Source organism: Kitasatospora sp. Ki12, assembly GCF_054601375.1.
The window spans coordinates 1,623,417-1,637,869 of sequence record NZ_BAAIHT010000001.1 but is presented as its reverse complement, the minus strand read 5'-3'; the positions used below and the strand labels follow the sequence as shown (position 1 = coordinate 1,637,869).

General features: G+C 67.8%; 9 protein-coding genes and 2 rRNA genes. 10 read left to right on the top strand and 1 reads right to left on the bottom strand.

The features are described 5' to 3' along the window. The first annotated feature begins 84 nt into the window (after positions 1 to 84). From ACYP53_RS07075 to pstB, 10 genes are all read left to right on the top strand, one after another. Positions 85 to 3,205 (top strand): 23S ribosomal RNA (locus tag ACYP53_RS07075). Between the two features lie 79 nt (positions 3,206 to 3,284). After that, positions 3,285 to 3,401 (top strand): 5S ribosomal RNA (gene rrf, locus ACYP53_RS07070). A gap of 73 nt (positions 3,402 to 3,474) precedes the next feature. After that, entirely contained in the window at positions 3,475 to 4,485 is a 1,011-nt protein-coding gene (mshD, locus tag ACYP53_RS07065; protein ID WP_459646923.1) for a mycothiol synthase, read from the top strand. A 388-nt stretch (positions 4,486 to 4,873) separates the two neighbouring features. Beyond that, positions 4,874 to 7,003, top strand: coding sequence for an RNA degradosome polyphosphate kinase (locus ACYP53_RS07060; RefSeq protein WP_373313935.1), 2,130 nt, complete (start codon positions 4,874 to 4,876; stop codon positions 7,001 to 7,003). 121 nt (positions 7,004 to 7,124) lie between these two features. Then, a complete protein-coding gene (locus ACYP53_RS07055; RefSeq protein WP_229929170.1) occupies positions 7,125 to 8,210 on the top strand; it encodes a CHAD domain-containing protein in 1,086 nt (361 codons plus the stop codon). 64 nt (positions 8,211 to 8,274) lie between these two features. Next, positions 8,275 to 8,733 carry an NUDIX hydrolase gene (locus ACYP53_RS07050; protein WP_189924767.1) on the top strand — a complete coding sequence of 153 codons (459 nt, stop codon included), beginning with the start codon at positions 8,275 to 8,277 and terminating at the stop codon, positions 8,731 to 8,733. Between the two features lie 228 nt (positions 8,734 to 8,961). Continuing rightward, entirely contained in the window at positions 8,962 to 10,098 is a 1,137-nt protein-coding gene (gene pstS, locus ACYP53_RS07045; RefSeq protein ID WP_189924769.1) for a phosphate ABC transporter substrate-binding protein PstS, read from the top strand. A 150-nt stretch (positions 10,099 to 10,248) separates the two neighbouring features. Further along, positions 10,249 to 11,226 carry a phosphate ABC transporter permease subunit PstC gene (gene pstC, locus ACYP53_RS07040; RefSeq protein WP_459646922.1) on the top strand — a complete coding sequence of 326 codons (978 nt, stop codon included), beginning with the start codon at positions 10,249 to 10,251 and terminating at the stop codon, positions 11,224 to 11,226. Next, positions 11,223 to 12,293 (top strand): phosphate ABC transporter permease PstA, encoded by a 1,071-nt coding sequence (gene pstA / locus ACYP53_RS07035; RefSeq protein ID WP_189924773.1) that lies wholly within the window; start codon positions 11,223 to 11,225, stop codon positions 12,291 to 12,293. Before pstC ends, pstA begins: the two co-directional genes overlap by 4 nt. 42 nt (positions 12,294 to 12,335) lie before the next feature. Next, the gene (gene pstB / locus ACYP53_RS07030) at positions 12,336 to 13,112 is read left to right on the top strand and encodes a phosphate ABC transporter ATP-binding protein PstB (protein WP_189924775.1); all 777 of its coding nucleotides are present in this window, start codon (positions 12,336 to 12,338) and stop codon (positions 13,110 to 13,112) included. Between the two features lie 340 nt (positions 13,113 to 13,452). On the opposite strand, the gene ACYP53_RS07025 is transcribed toward pstB, so the two are convergent. Further along, positions 13,453 to 14,448, bottom strand: coding sequence for an inorganic phosphate transporter (locus ACYP53_RS07025; protein WP_189924777.1), 996 nt, complete (start codon positions 14,446 to 14,448; stop codon positions 13,453 to 13,455). Positions 14,449 to 14,453: the final 5 nt, after the last annotated feature.

Sequence of the window (14,453 nt, the reverse complement as noted above, 5' to 3'; positions counted from 1 at the left end):
GCCTCACTTGAGGCGCTCTTCGGAGTGTTGAGGGTGTGTGACTGGTCGTTGTTTGAGAACTGCACAGTGGACGCGAGCATCTGTGGCCAAGTTTTTAAGGGCGCACGGTGGATGCCTTGGCACTAGGAACCGATGAAGGACGTGGGAGGCCGCGATAGGCCCCGGGGAGCTGTCAACCGAGCTTTGATCCGGGGGTGTCCGAATGGGGAAACCCGGCAGTCGTCATGGGCTGTCACCCGCTGCTGAACACATAGGCAGTGTGGAGGGAACGCGGGGAAGTGAAACATCTCAGTACCCGCAGGAAGAGAAAACAACCGTGATTCCGGGAGTAGTGGCGAGCGAAACTGGATGAGGCTAAACCGTTTTGGTGTGAGACCCGGCAGGGGTTGCCAATGCGGGGTCGTGGGATTTTTCTTGATCGGTCTGCCGGCCGGTCGGCGAGTCAGAAACCGTATGGGTAGTCGAAGGACATGCGAAAGGTCCGGCGTAGAGGGTAAGACCCCCGTAGACGAAATCTGTACGGCTCGTTTGAAGAACTCCCAAGTAGCACGGGGCCCGAGAAATCCCGTGTGAATCTGGCGGGACCACCCGCTAAGCCTAAATATTCCCTAGTGACCGATAGCGGATAGTACCGTGAGGGAATGGTGAAAAGTACCGCGGGAGCGGAGTGAAATAGTACCTGAAACCGTGTGCCTACAAGCCGTGGGAGCGTCGTTCATCAGCTTGCTGGTGGGCCGTGACTGCGTGCCTTTTGAAGAATGAGCCTGCGAGTTTGCGGTGTGTAGCGAGGTTAACCCGTGTGGGGTAGCCGTAGCGAAAGCGAGTCCGAATAGGGCGATACAGTTGCATGCCCAAGACCCGAAGCGGAGTGATCTAGCCATGGGCAGGTTGAAGCGCGGGTAAGACCGTGTGGAGGACCGAACCCACCAGGGTTGAAAACCTGGGGGATGACCTGTGGTTAGGGGTGAAAGGCCAATCAAACTCCGTGATAGCTGGTTCTCCCCGAAATGCATTTAGGTGCAGCGTCACGTGTTTCTTGCCGGAGGTAGAGCACTGGATAGGCGATGGGCCTTACCGGGTTACTGACCTTAGCCAAACTCCGAATGCCGGTAAGTGAGAGCGTGGCAGTGAGACTGTGGGGGATAAGCTCCATGGTCGAGAGGGAAACAGCCCAGAACACCGACTAAGGTCCCTAAGCGTGTGCTAAGTGGGAAAGGATGTGGAGTCGCAGAGACAACCAGGAGGTTGGCTTAGAAGCAGCCACCCTTGAAAGAGTGCGTAATAGCTCACTGGTCAAGTGATTCCGCGCCGACAATGTAGCGGGGCTCAAGCACATCACCGAAGTCGTGTCATTGCAGCATATAGGGCCAACGCCTGCTGTGATGGGTAGGGGAGCGTCGTGTGCCGGGTGAAGCGGCGGTGGAAACCAGTCGTGGACGGTATACGAGTGAGAATGCAGGCATGAGTAGCGATACAAGAGTGGGAAACTCTTGCGCCGATTGACCAAGGGTTCCTGGGTCAAGCTGATCTGCCCAGGGTAAGTCGGGACCTAAGGCGAGGCCGACAGGCGTAGTCGATGGACAACGGGTTGATATTCCCGTACCCGCTTTGAAGCGCCAACGTCGAACCTCTTGATGCTAAGCCCGTGAAGCCGTCCTGGAGCCTTCGGGCAAAGGGAAGTGGTGGAGCCGGTGACCCAACAGGGTAGTAGGTGAGCGATGGGGTGACGCAGGAAGGTAGTCCAGCCCGGGCGGTGGTAGTCCCGGGGTAAGGGTGTAGGCCGAGTGATAGGCAAATCCGTCACTCATTAAGGCTGAGACCTGATGCCGAGCCGATTGTGGTGAAGTGGATGATCCTATGCTGTCGAGAAAAGCCTCTAGCGAGTTTCATGGCGGCCCGTACCCCAAACCGACTCAGGTGGTCAGGTAGAGAATACCGAGGCGTTCGGGTGAACTATGGTTAAGGAACTCGGCAAAATGCCCCCGTAACTTCGGGAGAAGGGGGGCCATTCCTGGTGATGGGTCTTGCACCTTGAGCTGGGGGTGGCCGCAGAGACCAGCGAGAAGCGACTGTTTACTAAAAACACAGGTCCGTGCGAAGCCGTAAGGCGATGTATACGGACTGACGCCTGCCCGGTGCTGGAACGTTAAGGGGACCGGTTAGCTCTGTTTCGACAGGGCGAAGCTGAGAACTTAAGCGCCAGTAAACGGCGGTGGTAACTATAACCATCCTAAGGTAGCGAAATTCCTTGTCGGGTAAGTTCCGACCTGCACGAATGGCGTAACGACTTCTCGACTGTCTCAACCATAGGCCCGGTGAAATTGCATTACGAGTAAAGATGCTCGTTTCGCGCAGCAGGACGGAAAGACCCCGGGACCTTTACTATAGCTTGATATTGGTGTTCGGTTCGGCTTGTGTAGGATAGGTGGGAGACTTTGAAGCAGCAACGCCAGTTGTTGTGGAGTCGCCGTTGAAATACCACTCTGGTCGTGCTGGATGTCTAACCTGGGTCCGTGATCCGGATCAGGGACAGTGTCTGGTGGGTAGTTTAACTGGGGCGGTTGCCTCCTAAAGGGTAACGGAGGCGCCCAAAGGTTCCCTCAGCCTGGTTGGCAATCAGGTGTTGAGTGTAAGTGCACAAGGGAGCTTGACTGTGAGACTGACGGGTCGAGCAGGTACGAAAGTAGGGACTAGTGATCCGGCGGTGGCTTGTGGAAGCGCCGTCGCTCAACGGATAAAAGGTACCCCGGGGATAACAGGCTGATCTTCCCCAAGAGTCCATATCGACGGGATGGTTTGGCACCTCGATGTCGGCTCGTCGCATCCTGGGGCTGGAGTAGGTCCCAAGGGTTGGGCTGTTCGCCCATTAAAGCGGTACGCGAGCTGGGTTTAGAACGTCGTGAGACAGTTCGGTCCCTATCCGCTGTGCGCGTAGGAGTGTTGAGAAGGGCTGTCCCTAGTACGAGAGGACCGGGACGGACGAACCTCTGGTGTGCCAGTTGTCCTGCCAAGGGCATGGCTGGTTGGCTACGTTCGGGAGGGATAACCGCTGAAAGCATCTAAGCGGGAAGCCTGCTTCGAGATGAGCACTCCCACCTCCTTGAGAGGGTAAGGCTCCCAGTAGACGACTGGGTTGATAGGCCGGATATGGAAGCCCTGTAAGGGGTGGAGTTGACCGGTACTAATAGGCCGAGGGCTTGTCCTCAGTTGCTCGCGTCCACTGTGTTGTTCTGAAACAACGACCCACCCGAAACATCGGGTGTCGGTTGACAGTTTCATAGTGTTTCGGTGGTCATAGCGTGAGGGAAACGCCCGGTTACATTCCGAACCCGGAAGCTAAGCCTCACAGCGCCGATGGTACTGCAGGGGGGACCCTGTGGGAGAGTAGGACGCCGCCGAACAATCATTGCTGAAGAGCCCCTGATCCACTCGGATCAGGGGCTTTTCGCATTTCCGGTGACGTATCGTCAGGGCATGGACGATCAGACAGCGGTCATTGCGAACAACGTGCTCCGCCCCGAGGAGCGCGACGGCGCCCTGCGTGTCCTGGCGGAGGCCCAGGCGGTGGACGGCCGGGCCGCCGTGTCCGAGCAGGGCCGGCTCCGGCTGCGGTCCGCCGAGACTCCCCGTCCGGGCGTGACCCACCTCGTCGAGACCGAGACTCCGACCCAGCAAGAGACCGAGCCGGCACCCGAGCCCGCGGCCGTCGTCGGCTACGGCCAGCTCGAGGTCCCGCAGGGCGAGGCCGTCGACCCGAGCGCCAACCCGGCCGCCGAGCTGCTGGTCGACCCGGCCGCCCGCGGCCGCGGCCTGGCCCGCCCGCTGGTGGACGCCGTCCTGGCGGAGGCGCACCGCGCCGGGCACGACGCCGTGGACTTCTGGGTGCACGGCGGGCACCCGGCGGCCCGGCACCTGGCGGAGGCGTACGGTGCGGAGCTGGTCCGCGAGCTGCGGCAGATGCGCCGCACCGGTCGGCAGACCGAGGAGGTGTCCGTCCCCGAGGGCGTCGAGCTCCGCACCTTCCGCCCGGGGGAGGACGACGCCGAGTGGCTGCGGCTGAACGCGCTGGCCTTCGCCCACCACCCGGAGCAGGGCGCCTGGACGGAGCAGGACCTGGCGGAGCGGATCGCCGAGCCGTGGTTCGATCCGGCCGGCTTCTTCCTCGCCACCCGCGGCGGCCGGGTGGTCGGTTTCCACTGGACGAAGGTGCACCCGGCCACCGCGACCGAGCCGGAGCTCGGCGAGGTGTACGTGGTCGGGGTGGACCCGGCGGAGCAGGGCAGTGGCCTCGGGCGCGCGCTGACCGCGGCGGGTCTGCGTCACCTGACCGGCTCGGGCCCGGGCGAGCGCGGACTGGGTACGGTCCTGCTCTACGTCGACGCCGACAACCCGGCCGCCGTGCGGGTGTACGAGCGACTGGGGTTCACCGTTCACGAGGTGGACCTCATGTACCGGGCCCGGTACCAGGGGGACCGGTCGGTCTGACCGCCCCGCACCGCGCTCCGCCGCTCCTTCCGAGGGGGCGGGGTCGGCCCGGAGCTGTCGCGGGCGGGTGCGGGGCCGCCGACGGCCCTTGCCCCGACCGCGTCAGCTTTCCTCCTGGCCATGCGGTGTTTACCGTGGATTCAATTGCTGCCGCGAAGATCACAGGATGAAGTCCGTAGTGTCTCGCTCGTGCAGAGTCGACCGCCACGCACCGGCCGGTCCTGTACGGACCGCGCCCGGAGGTTGGGCGCTGCTCCCGGGATCGTCCCGGGGCGAGGGCGACGGCCCGCAGAGCCATTCGCGCCCGGACGCCGTCCTTCTGCTGGAGGAGCTGGAGCCCATGAGCATCCCCCGCCCCGTCTCTGCCCCGCTGTCGCCGACGGCCCGGATGTCCAGTGCGCTGGGTGTCCCGCCGGAGCTGCCGGCGGCGGACGAGCAGGAGCTCGAAGCGTTGCCGCAGGGCCGCTTCCTGGACCGTGAACGCAGTTGGCTGGCGTTCAACGAGCGGGTCCTGGAGCTCGCCGAGGATCCGGGGATACCGCTGTTGGAGCGGGCCAAGTTCCTGGCGATCTTCGCCAGCAACCTGGACGAGTTCTTCATGGTCCGGGTGGCCGGCCTCAAGCGCCGGATCGCCACGGGCGTCGCCCAGCGCAGCGCGTCCGGTCTGCAGCCCCGCGAGGTGCTGGACCTGATCTGGACCCGCTCGCGGGAGCTGATGGCCCGGCACGCCGCGGCCTTCCAGCAGGAGGTGCTGCCGGACCTCGCCGCCGAGGGCATCGAGGTGGTCCGCTGGCCGGAGCTGGCCGAGAAGGAGCAGGCCCGGCTGCACACGCTGTTCCGGCAGAAGATCTTCCCGGTGCTGACCCCGCTGGCGGTCGACCCGGCGCACCCCTTCCCGTACATATCGGGGCTCTCGCTCAACCTGGCCGTGGTGGTGCGCAACCCGGTCTCCGGTCACAAGCACTTCGCCCGGGTGAAGGTGCCGCAGTCGCTGGCCCGGTTCCTGGAGGCCTCGCCCCAGCGGTACGTCCCGCTGGAGGACGTGATGGGCGCGCACCTGGAGGAGCTCTTCCCGGGGATGGAGGTGCTGGCCCACCACGCCTTCCGCGTCACTCGCAACGAGGACCTGGAGGTGGAGGAGGACGACACCGAGAACATCCTCAAGGCCCTGGAGAAGGAGCTGATGCGGCGGCGCTTCGGCCCGCCGGTCCGGCTGGAGGTCGAGGAGTCGATCGACCCCTACATCCTGGACCTGCTGGTGCGGGAGCTGAACATCACCGAGGCGGAGGTCTTCCCGCTGCCCGGGCCGCTGGACCTGACCGGGCTGTTCGGGATCGCCGAGCTGGACCGTCCGGAGCTGAAGTACCCGAAGTACGTGGCGGGCACGGCCCGCGGGCTGACCGACGTCGAGTCGGCGTCCCAGCCGGACATCTTCGCCGCGATGCGCGAGCGCGACGTCCTGCTGCACCACCCGTACGACACCTTCTCCACCTCGGTGCAGGCCTTCCTGGAGCAGGCCGCCGCCGACCCGGACGTGCTGGCGATCAAGCAGACCCTGTACCGGACCTCCGGCGACTCGCCGATCGTGGACGCGCTGATCGACGCGGCCGAGTCCGGCAAGCAGGTGCTGGTCCTGGTCGAGATCAAGGCGCGCTTCGACGAGCAGGCCAACATCAAGTGGGCCCGCAAGCTGGAGGAGTCCGGCTGTCACGTGGTCTACGGCCTGGTCGGGCTGAAGACGCACTGCAAGCTGTCGCTGGTGGTCCGCCAGGAGGGCGACACCCTGCGCCGCTACTCGCACGTGGGCACCGGCAACTACCACCCGAAGACCGCCCGGCTGTACGAGGACATCGGTCTGCTGACCTCCGACCCGCAGGTCGGCGCCGACCTGTCGGACCTCTTCAACCGGCTCTCCGGCTACTCGCGCCGCGAGTCCTACCGCCGGCTGCTGACCGCCCCGCGCGGCCTGCGGGACGGGCTGGTGTCGCGGATCAACAACGAGGTCGCCCACCACCGGGCGGGCCGTCCGGCCTTCGTGAAGCTCAAGCTCAACTCGATCGTCGACGAGGCCGTGATCGACGCGCTGTACCGGGCCTCGCAGGCCGGGGTCCCGGTGGACGTCTGGGTGCGCGGCATCTGCGCGATCCGCCCGGGTGTGCCGGGGCTGAGCGAGAACATCCGGGTCCGCAGCATCCTGGGCCGCTTCCTGGAGCACTCCCGGATCTTCGTGTTCGGCAACAACGGCGATCCGGAGGTCTGGATCGGCAGCGCCGACATGATGCACCGCAACCTGGACCGCCGGATCGAGGCGCTGCTGCGGATCACCGATCCCGCGCACCGCGCCGAGCTGTCCGGACTGATCGACCTCGGGATGTCGGACGAGACCGAGTCCTGGCACCTGGGAACGGACGGCACCTGGACTCGGCACTCGCAGGACGCCGAGGGCCGGTCGCTGCGGCACGTCCAGGACCTCCTGATCGACTCGCGCCAGCGCCGCCGGGCCGCCACCTCGCGCTGACGCGTCCACTGATGCGAAGCCGTCGGAGCGGCGGGCCTTCGAAACCCTCGAAGGCAGCCACTCCGGCGGTCGGCCGCCAGCTCCGGGGAACCGCCCCGGGGGAACGGGGATTCACCACGCCATGACCGATGCGCCGATGACGGCCCAGGCGGCTTCCACCGCGACCGCCGGGGACATCCTTTCCCGCCACCTGACCGCCCAGGCCGGCGCCTTCCTGCGCGCCCTGCCGCTGGCGGTGGGCGAGGCCGGCGCAAGACCCGGGACGGCCGCGGCCGTCCCGACGGCGGGCACCGCGGACCTGCTGCGGGCCGTCCGGCGGGTCGGCGGGCTGCTGCACACCTTCGGCTCGCTGTTCGAGCAGGCCTGGGCGCAGGAGTCGCGCACCGAGCTGCGCTGGCTGCTCAACCTGCTGGCGCTCGAACCGGGGTACGTCCGCCGGTCGGCCCGGCTGCTGGGCGCGCTGGACTCGCTGAGCGGCAGCGACCCGGAGGGGACGGGCATGCTGGCGGGCCACGCGGGCGCGCCCAAGGCGCGGGCCCTGCTGGACCGGCAGCTGACCCTGGCCAGGACCCGGGCGCACTCCACCGTGCTCCAGGAGCTCCGGTCGGCCCGGCTGCACGCGCTGGCGGACCGGATGACGCTGCTGGTGGGCGAGGCGCCGCTGCTGGAGTCGGCGGGCGGTCGGGCGTCGACGGTGCTGCTGCCGCAGGCGGCGGCCGCGTTCGCCGCGCTGTCCGCGACCGCCCAGCAGCTGCCGCTGCACCGTGCCGCGACGCCGTACGGCGGGGACGGGATGCGCCGGCTGGGCGCGGTCCCGGCGGCCCGGGGCGCGGTGGACGCGGACGCGGCGCTGGCGGCCGACGACGCGCCGTGGGCCCGGCTGCGGATCCTGGTGAAGCGCGGCCGGTACGCGCTGGAGGTGTGCGGCCGCTCGTCCTCCGAGCTGGACGAGCTGGACGCGGTGCTGGCCCGGCAGCAGGAGGCGGCGGACGCCGCGGTCACCGCCGCCACCGCGGCGCGCACGCCGCGGATCACCCCGGCGACCGCGTACGTGCTGGGCGTGGTGCACGCCGACCAGCGGCTGGAGGTGGAGTCGGCGCGGTACCTCGTCGGCCGTCGGTGGCCCGAGCTGCCGCCCGGCCCGGACGGCTGGCTGGAGCTCCCGCCCGAGGGCTGGGGCCACGTCGCGGCACCGGGGACGGTCTGAGGTGGGCGGGCGTCCGGGGGCCGGGCGTCCGTCGGGGGGCACGACCGGGACGGAGCACGGCCAGGTGGTCCTGGCGGCCGGCGCGGTGCTCTGGCTGCCGGGTCGGCCGAAGAAGAGCGGCCGGCTGGGGCGGCCGCGGATCGCGGTGATCCACCGGCCCAAGTACGACGACTGGAGCCTGCCGAAGGGCAAGCTCGATCCCGGCGAGGGCATGGTCGAGGCGGCGCTGCGCGAGGTCTGGGAGGAGACCGGGTTCCGCTGCCTGCTCGGCCCGGAGCTGCCCGCGCAGCACTACCGGGTGCAGGGCCGGCCGAAGGAGGTCCGGTACTGGGCCGCGGTGCCGTCCAGCGGCGCCTTCCGGCCGAACCGGGAGGTGGACCGCTTGGAGTGGCTGCCGGCCGGGAAGGCACGCGCCCGGCTCACGTACGACCACGACCGGTTGCTGATCGACGCGCTGCTGGCGATCCTGGGGGCGAAGCCGGTCAGGACCGCCGCCGAGCCGGTGAAGGACAGGTGGGAGTGATCTCCCCGCGCTCTCGCCGTGACGCAACCGTTACTACCTGGCGTAGTTTCCTGTCATCCTTTCGAGGTTCACTCGCCGTTCACTTGTGACCGGCTGTCGTGTCACTTCTCCGGCTTAACTTCGGGATCACCGGAGGGCCGAACGGGCCCCGGACCACAGCAGAACCCGCACTGCGCCGTATGCCTACGGACCCGCGGAACGGGTGCTGCCTCAGAAAGGGACACCCCTGTGAAGCTCCAGCGGAACGGCCGCTCCAAGGCCCTCGCCATCGGTGCCGTGGCGCTCGTCAGCTCGCTGTCGCTCGCCGCGTGCGGCTCGGACAACAACAACGGCAACACGACCGCGTCCGGCTCCAGCGGTTCCGCCTCGGCCGCTCCCGCGATCAACTGTGGCAAGTCCGGTTCGCTGATCGCCGCCGGTTCGACCGCCCAGGGCACGGCGATCGACGTCTGGAAGACCAACTTCAGCGGCGCCTGCTCCGGCACCACCATCAACTACCAGGGTGTCGGCTCGGGCGCGGGCATCCAGCAGTTCAACCAGGGCAAGGTCCAGTTCGCCGGTTCCGACTCGGCCCTGAAGCCGGCCGAGGTCGACGCCTCCAAGGCGGTCTGCACCGGTGGCCAGGCCATCGACCTGCCGATGGCCGGCGGTCTGATCTCGCTGGTCTTCAACGTCGAGGGTGTCGACAGCCTGGTCCTGGACGCCCCGACCGCGGCCAAGATCTTCGACTCGCAGATCACCAAGTGGAACGACCCGGCCATCGCCGCCCTGAACCCGGGCGCCAAGCTGCCGGACGCGGACATCCAGTCCTTCCACCGCTCGGACGACTCCGGCACCACCGACAACCTGACCAAGTACTTCGCGGCCGCCGCCAACGGCGCCTGGACGTACCCGTCCAGCAAGACCTGGGCGGCCAAGGGCGGCCAGTCCGCCACCGGCAGCGCCGGTGTCGCGGCCCAGGTGAAGCAGGTCAAGAACTCGATCAGCTACGTCGAGCTGGCCTTCGCCCAGACCAACAACCTGAAGAGCGCCGCCATCAACACCGGCGCCTCCAAGCCGGTCGAGGCCACCGCCGCCAACGCCGCCACCACCTTCGCCAAGGCCGCGATCTCCGGCACCGGCAGCGACCTGGCGCTGAAGCTCGACTACGCGACCAAGGACGAGGGCGCCTACCCGCTGGTCCTGGTCACCTACGAGATCGTCTGCGACAAGGGCAACAAGGCGGAGACGCTGGACACCCTGAAGGCGTTCCTGGGCTACACCATCAGCGACGCGGGCCAGAAGGCCGCCGGCGACAAGGGCTACGTCCCGCTCCCGAAGGAGCTGACCGACAAGGTCAACGCCGTCATCCCGACCCTGGCCTGACCCGACAGGACGACCGGTGGGACGGCCCCGTGAGCGAGGGGGCCGGGGCCGTCCCACCGGAACGCACCACACCCAGCACCAACGTCCGGGGCACCGCCGCCATGGTGCCGTCCCCCTTCCGGGGCGGCGCCACCAGACCGGAGTAGACCAATGACTTCATCCTCCCCTGCCGCCCCGCAAGGCAGGGAACGCCGAACGCGTGACAGCCGGGTCGGCGACAAGATCTTCATGAACCTCGCCCGGGGATCGGGCATCCTGCTGCTGGTCATCATGGCCGCCATCGCCGGCTTCCTGGCCTGGCGCTCCGGCCTGGCCCTCAGCAAGAACCAGGGCAACTTCCTGACCACCTTCGAGTGGGCGCCGGACGCTCCGAAGCCGGTCTTCGGCATCCCGGTGCTGGTCGTCGGCACCATCGTGAGCGCCGTCATCGCGATGGCGATCGCCGTCCCGGTGGCCATCGGGATCGCGCTGTTCATCTCGCACTACGCGCCGCGCCGGATCGCCCAGCCGTTCGCCTACCTGGTCGACCTGCTCGCCGCCGTCCCCAGCATCGTCTACGGCCTGTGGGGCGCGCTCTTCCTGGTCCCGCACATGGACGGTCTGACCAGCTGGCTCAACGAGTACCTGGGCTGGACGTACATCTTCGACCAGACCAAGAGCGGCACCCCGCGCAACCTGTTCACCGTCGGCATCCTGCTGGCGATCATGGTCCTGCCGATCATCACCGCGGTCACCCGCGAGGTGTTCCGCCAGGTGCCGCGGATGCACGAGGAGGCGGCGCTCGCGCTCGGCGCGACCCGCTGGGAGATGATCCGCACCGCGGTGCTGCCCTTCGGCCGCCCCGGCATCATCTCGGCCTCGATGCTCGGCCTCGGCCGCGCGCTCGGCGAGACCATCGCGGTCGCGGTGGTGCTCTCCTCCAGCAACGTCCTGTCGCTGCACATCCTGGACGCGGGCGGCGGCACCTTCGCGCAGAACATCGCGCTGAAGTTCGCCGAGGCCGGCGACAGCGGGCGCAACGCGCTGATGGCCTCCGGCCTCGTCCTGTTCGTCATCACCCTGCTGGTGAACGGTGCCGCGCGACTGATCATCGCCCGCCGCAAGGAGTACTCGGGGGCCAACGCATGACCGTCACCGCCGTCGTCGAGGACTCGCGTCCGGTCGGTCGTTCGCTGACCGCCAACCGTCTTCCCAAGTGGGCCCCGGCCGCCGTCGCCGTCGGCTCGATCGCCCTCGGCTGCGGGATCGGCGCCGCCGCCGGCCTCGCCAGCCACCTGCAGTGGGGCCTGCTCTCGGCCGCGCTGTTCCTCCTGATCAGCTACGGCCTCTCGGCCCGGGTCGAGGGCCGCCGGCAGGCCAAGGACCGGTTCGCCACCTCGGTGGTCTGGGTCGCCTTCATCCTGGCCGTCGTCCCGCTGGTCGCCCTGACGGTCTACACCGTCCAGCAGGGCATGGACGTGGTCAACGGGAACTTCCTGAGCCACTCGATGAAGGGCGTTCTCCAGTCCGGCCCCGGCGGTGGCATCTACCACGCGCTGATCGGCACGCTGGAGCAGGTCGGCCTGGCCACCGCGATCGCCGCCCCGATCGGTCTGCTGACCGCCGTCTACCTGGTCGAGTACGGCCGCGGCAAGCTCGCCAAGGCGGTCACCTTCTTCGTCGACGTCATGACGGGCATCCCGTCGATCGTCGCCGGTCTGTTCATCCTCTCGGTCTGGAACCTCGCCCTGGGCTTCGGCTACTCCGGCTTCTCGGGCAGCCTCGCGCTGGCGATCCTGATGATGCCGGTCGTGGTCCGGTCCACCGAGGAGATGCTGAAGCTCGTCCCGAACGAGCTGCGCGAGGCCTCCTACGCGCTCGGCGTGCCGAAGTGGAAGACCATCCTGCGGATCGTCCTCCCCACCGCCATCGGCGGCATCACCACCGGTGTGATGCTCGCGGTCGCCCGCATCACGGGCGAGACCGCCCCGGTGATGATGCTGGTGTTCGGCGCCGACTACATCAACAACAACCCGTTCGACGGACCGCAGCAGTCGCTTCCGATGTACATCTGGACGCAGTACTCGCAGGTCAACAACGACTTCGGCTACGCCCGTGCCTGGGGCGCGGCGCTGGTGCTGATCGCCTTCGTGATGGGGCTCAACCTCGTCGCGCGGGGCATCGCCCGCTGGCGCTCGCCCAAGAGCGGGCACTGACCGACCGACTGACGTACGAGACAGACGAGAGAAGCAACGATCATGGCCAAGCGCATCGACGTCAGCGGACTGTCGGCCTTCTACGGCACCACCAAGGCCATCGAGGACATCTCGATGAGCATCGAGCCCCGCTCGGTGACCGCCTTCATCGGCCCCTCCGGCTGCGGCAAGTCCACCTTCCTGCGGACCCTGAACCGCATGCACGAGGTGATCCCCAACGCCCGGGTCGAGGGCAAGGTCCTCCTGGACGACGAGAACCTGTACGCCGCCAACGTCGACCCGGTCGCGGTGCGCCGCTCGATCGGGATGGTCTTCCAGCGGCCGAACCCGTTCCCGACCATGTCGATCTACGACAACGTGATCGCCGGCCTCCGGCTCGCGGGCGTCAAGAAGAAGTCCGTCCTGGACGACGTGGTGGAGCGCTCGCTGAAGGGCGCCAACCTCTGGAACGAGGTCCACACCCGGCTGAACAAGCCCGGTGCCGGCCTCTCCGGCGGCCAGCAGCAGCGTCTGTGCATCGCCCGCGCCATCGCGGTCGAGCCGGAGGTGCTGCTGATGGACGAGCCGTGCTCCGCGCTCGACCCGATCTCCACCCTCGCCATCGAGGATCTGATCGGCGAGCTGAAGTCGCAGTTCACCATCGTCATCGTGACCCACAACATGCAGCAGGCGGCCCGCGTCAGCGACCGCACCGCCTTCTTCAACCTGGCCGGGGTGGGTCAGCCGGGCAAGCTGATCGAGCTGGACGACACCCAGCGGATCTTCTCCAACCCGTCGGTCCAGGCGACCGAGGACTACATCTCCGGCCGCTTCGGCTAGACCGGCCCCGGTCCGGCCGGACCGGTCCCCGTCACCCGTCGCACCGCGGCGGGTGACGGCACGCGAGCTGTCCCGTGGTGCTGCATGGCGGTGCCGCCGCGGGACATGAAGAAGGGCCCGCCCCCGAGATGTGGGGGCGGGCCCTGTCAGTTACTCGCCCGGCTCGCCGCCGGGGCGCTCGGACCCGGTGCCGACGGTCGGCGCTCCGGCGCTCGTACCTCGCTTGTCGCTTCTCCCTTTCGGCACCGGCGCGCCCCTTCGGCTCGGGGCGGTGTTCGCCCGCTCGCAGTTGTCCGCCCGCTCGCCGCCGGGGCGGATCAGGCAGGTGCCGGGCCGGGGATCAGCCCCAGAACAGGTGGACGAACCAGTACACCAGCGCTGCGACGATGGCGGCCGCCGGCATCGTGATGAACCAGCCGAGCACGATGTTCTTGGCGACGCCCCAGCGCACCGCGCGGATCCGCTTGGTGGACCCCGCGCCCATGATCGCCGCGGTGATCACGTGGGTGGTGGAGATCGGCGCCTTGAAGACGAACGACGTGATGTACATGACCGCCGAGGCGGTGGCCTCGGCCGCGAAGCCCTGCGGCGGGTCCAGCTCGATGATCTTGCGGCCGAGCGTCCGCATGATCCGCCAGCCGCCCGCGTAGGTGCCCAGCGAGAGCATCGTCGCGCAGGAGATCTTGACCCAGACCGGGATGTCGCCGGTGGTCTGGTGGCCGGAGATGGTGAGCGCCATCACCACGATGCCCATGGTCTTCTGGGCGTCCTGCAGACCGTGCGCCAGGGCCATCGCGGCCGCCGAGGCGGTCTGGGCGACCCGGAAGTTGCGCTTGGCCCGGTGCGGGTTGGCCCGGCGGAAGATCCACAGGATCGCCAGCATCACCAGGAAGCCGCCGATCAGGCCGACCACCGGGGAGAGCACCATCGGGATGACGATCTTGTCGATCACCCCGCTCCAGATCACGTCGATCCCGCCGGCCAGCGCCGCGCCCACCATGCCGCCGAACAGCGCGTGCGAGGAGGAGGACGGCAGGCCGAAGTACCAGGTGACGAGGTTCCAGGCGATCGCTCCGACCAGGGCGGCGAACAGGATCGCCATCCCCTGGTTGCCGGTCGGGGTCTCGATGATCCCCTTCGAGACGGTGTGCGCCACGCCGCTGCCCAGGAAGGCGCCGGCCAGGTTCATCACCGCGGCCATCGCGAGCGCGGCCCTGGGGGTGAGCGCCCGGGTGGAGACCGAGGTGGCGATCGCGTTCGCCGAGTCGTGGAAGCCGTTGGTGTAGGTGAAGAAGAACGCAACGCCGATGACGGCGATGAGTGCAGCCGTGTCCACGGGGG

Coding starts and splice junctions, on each gene's coding strand:
- ACYP53_RS07055 (WP_229929170.1), top strand. CDS start 7,125: ATGACCGATGCGCCGATGACGGCCCAGGCGGCTTCCACCGCGACCGCC.
- pstA (WP_189924773.1), top strand. CDS start 11,223: ATGACCGTCACCGCCGTCGTCGAGGACTCGCGTCCGGTCGGTCGTTCG.
- pstC (WP_459646922.1), top strand. CDS start 10,249: ATGACTTCATCCTCCCCTGCCGCCCCGCAAGGCAGGGAACGCCGAACG.
- ACYP53_RS07060 (WP_373313935.1), top strand. CDS start 4,874: ATGTCCAGTGCGCTGGGTGTCCCGCCGGAGCTGCCGGCGGCGGACGAG.
- mshD (WP_459646923.1), top strand. CDS start 3,475: ATGGACGATCAGACAGCGGTCATTGCGAACAACGTGCTCCGCCCCGAG.
- pstB (WP_189924775.1), top strand. CDS start 12,336: ATGGCCAAGCGCATCGACGTCAGCGGACTGTCGGCCTTCTACGGCACC.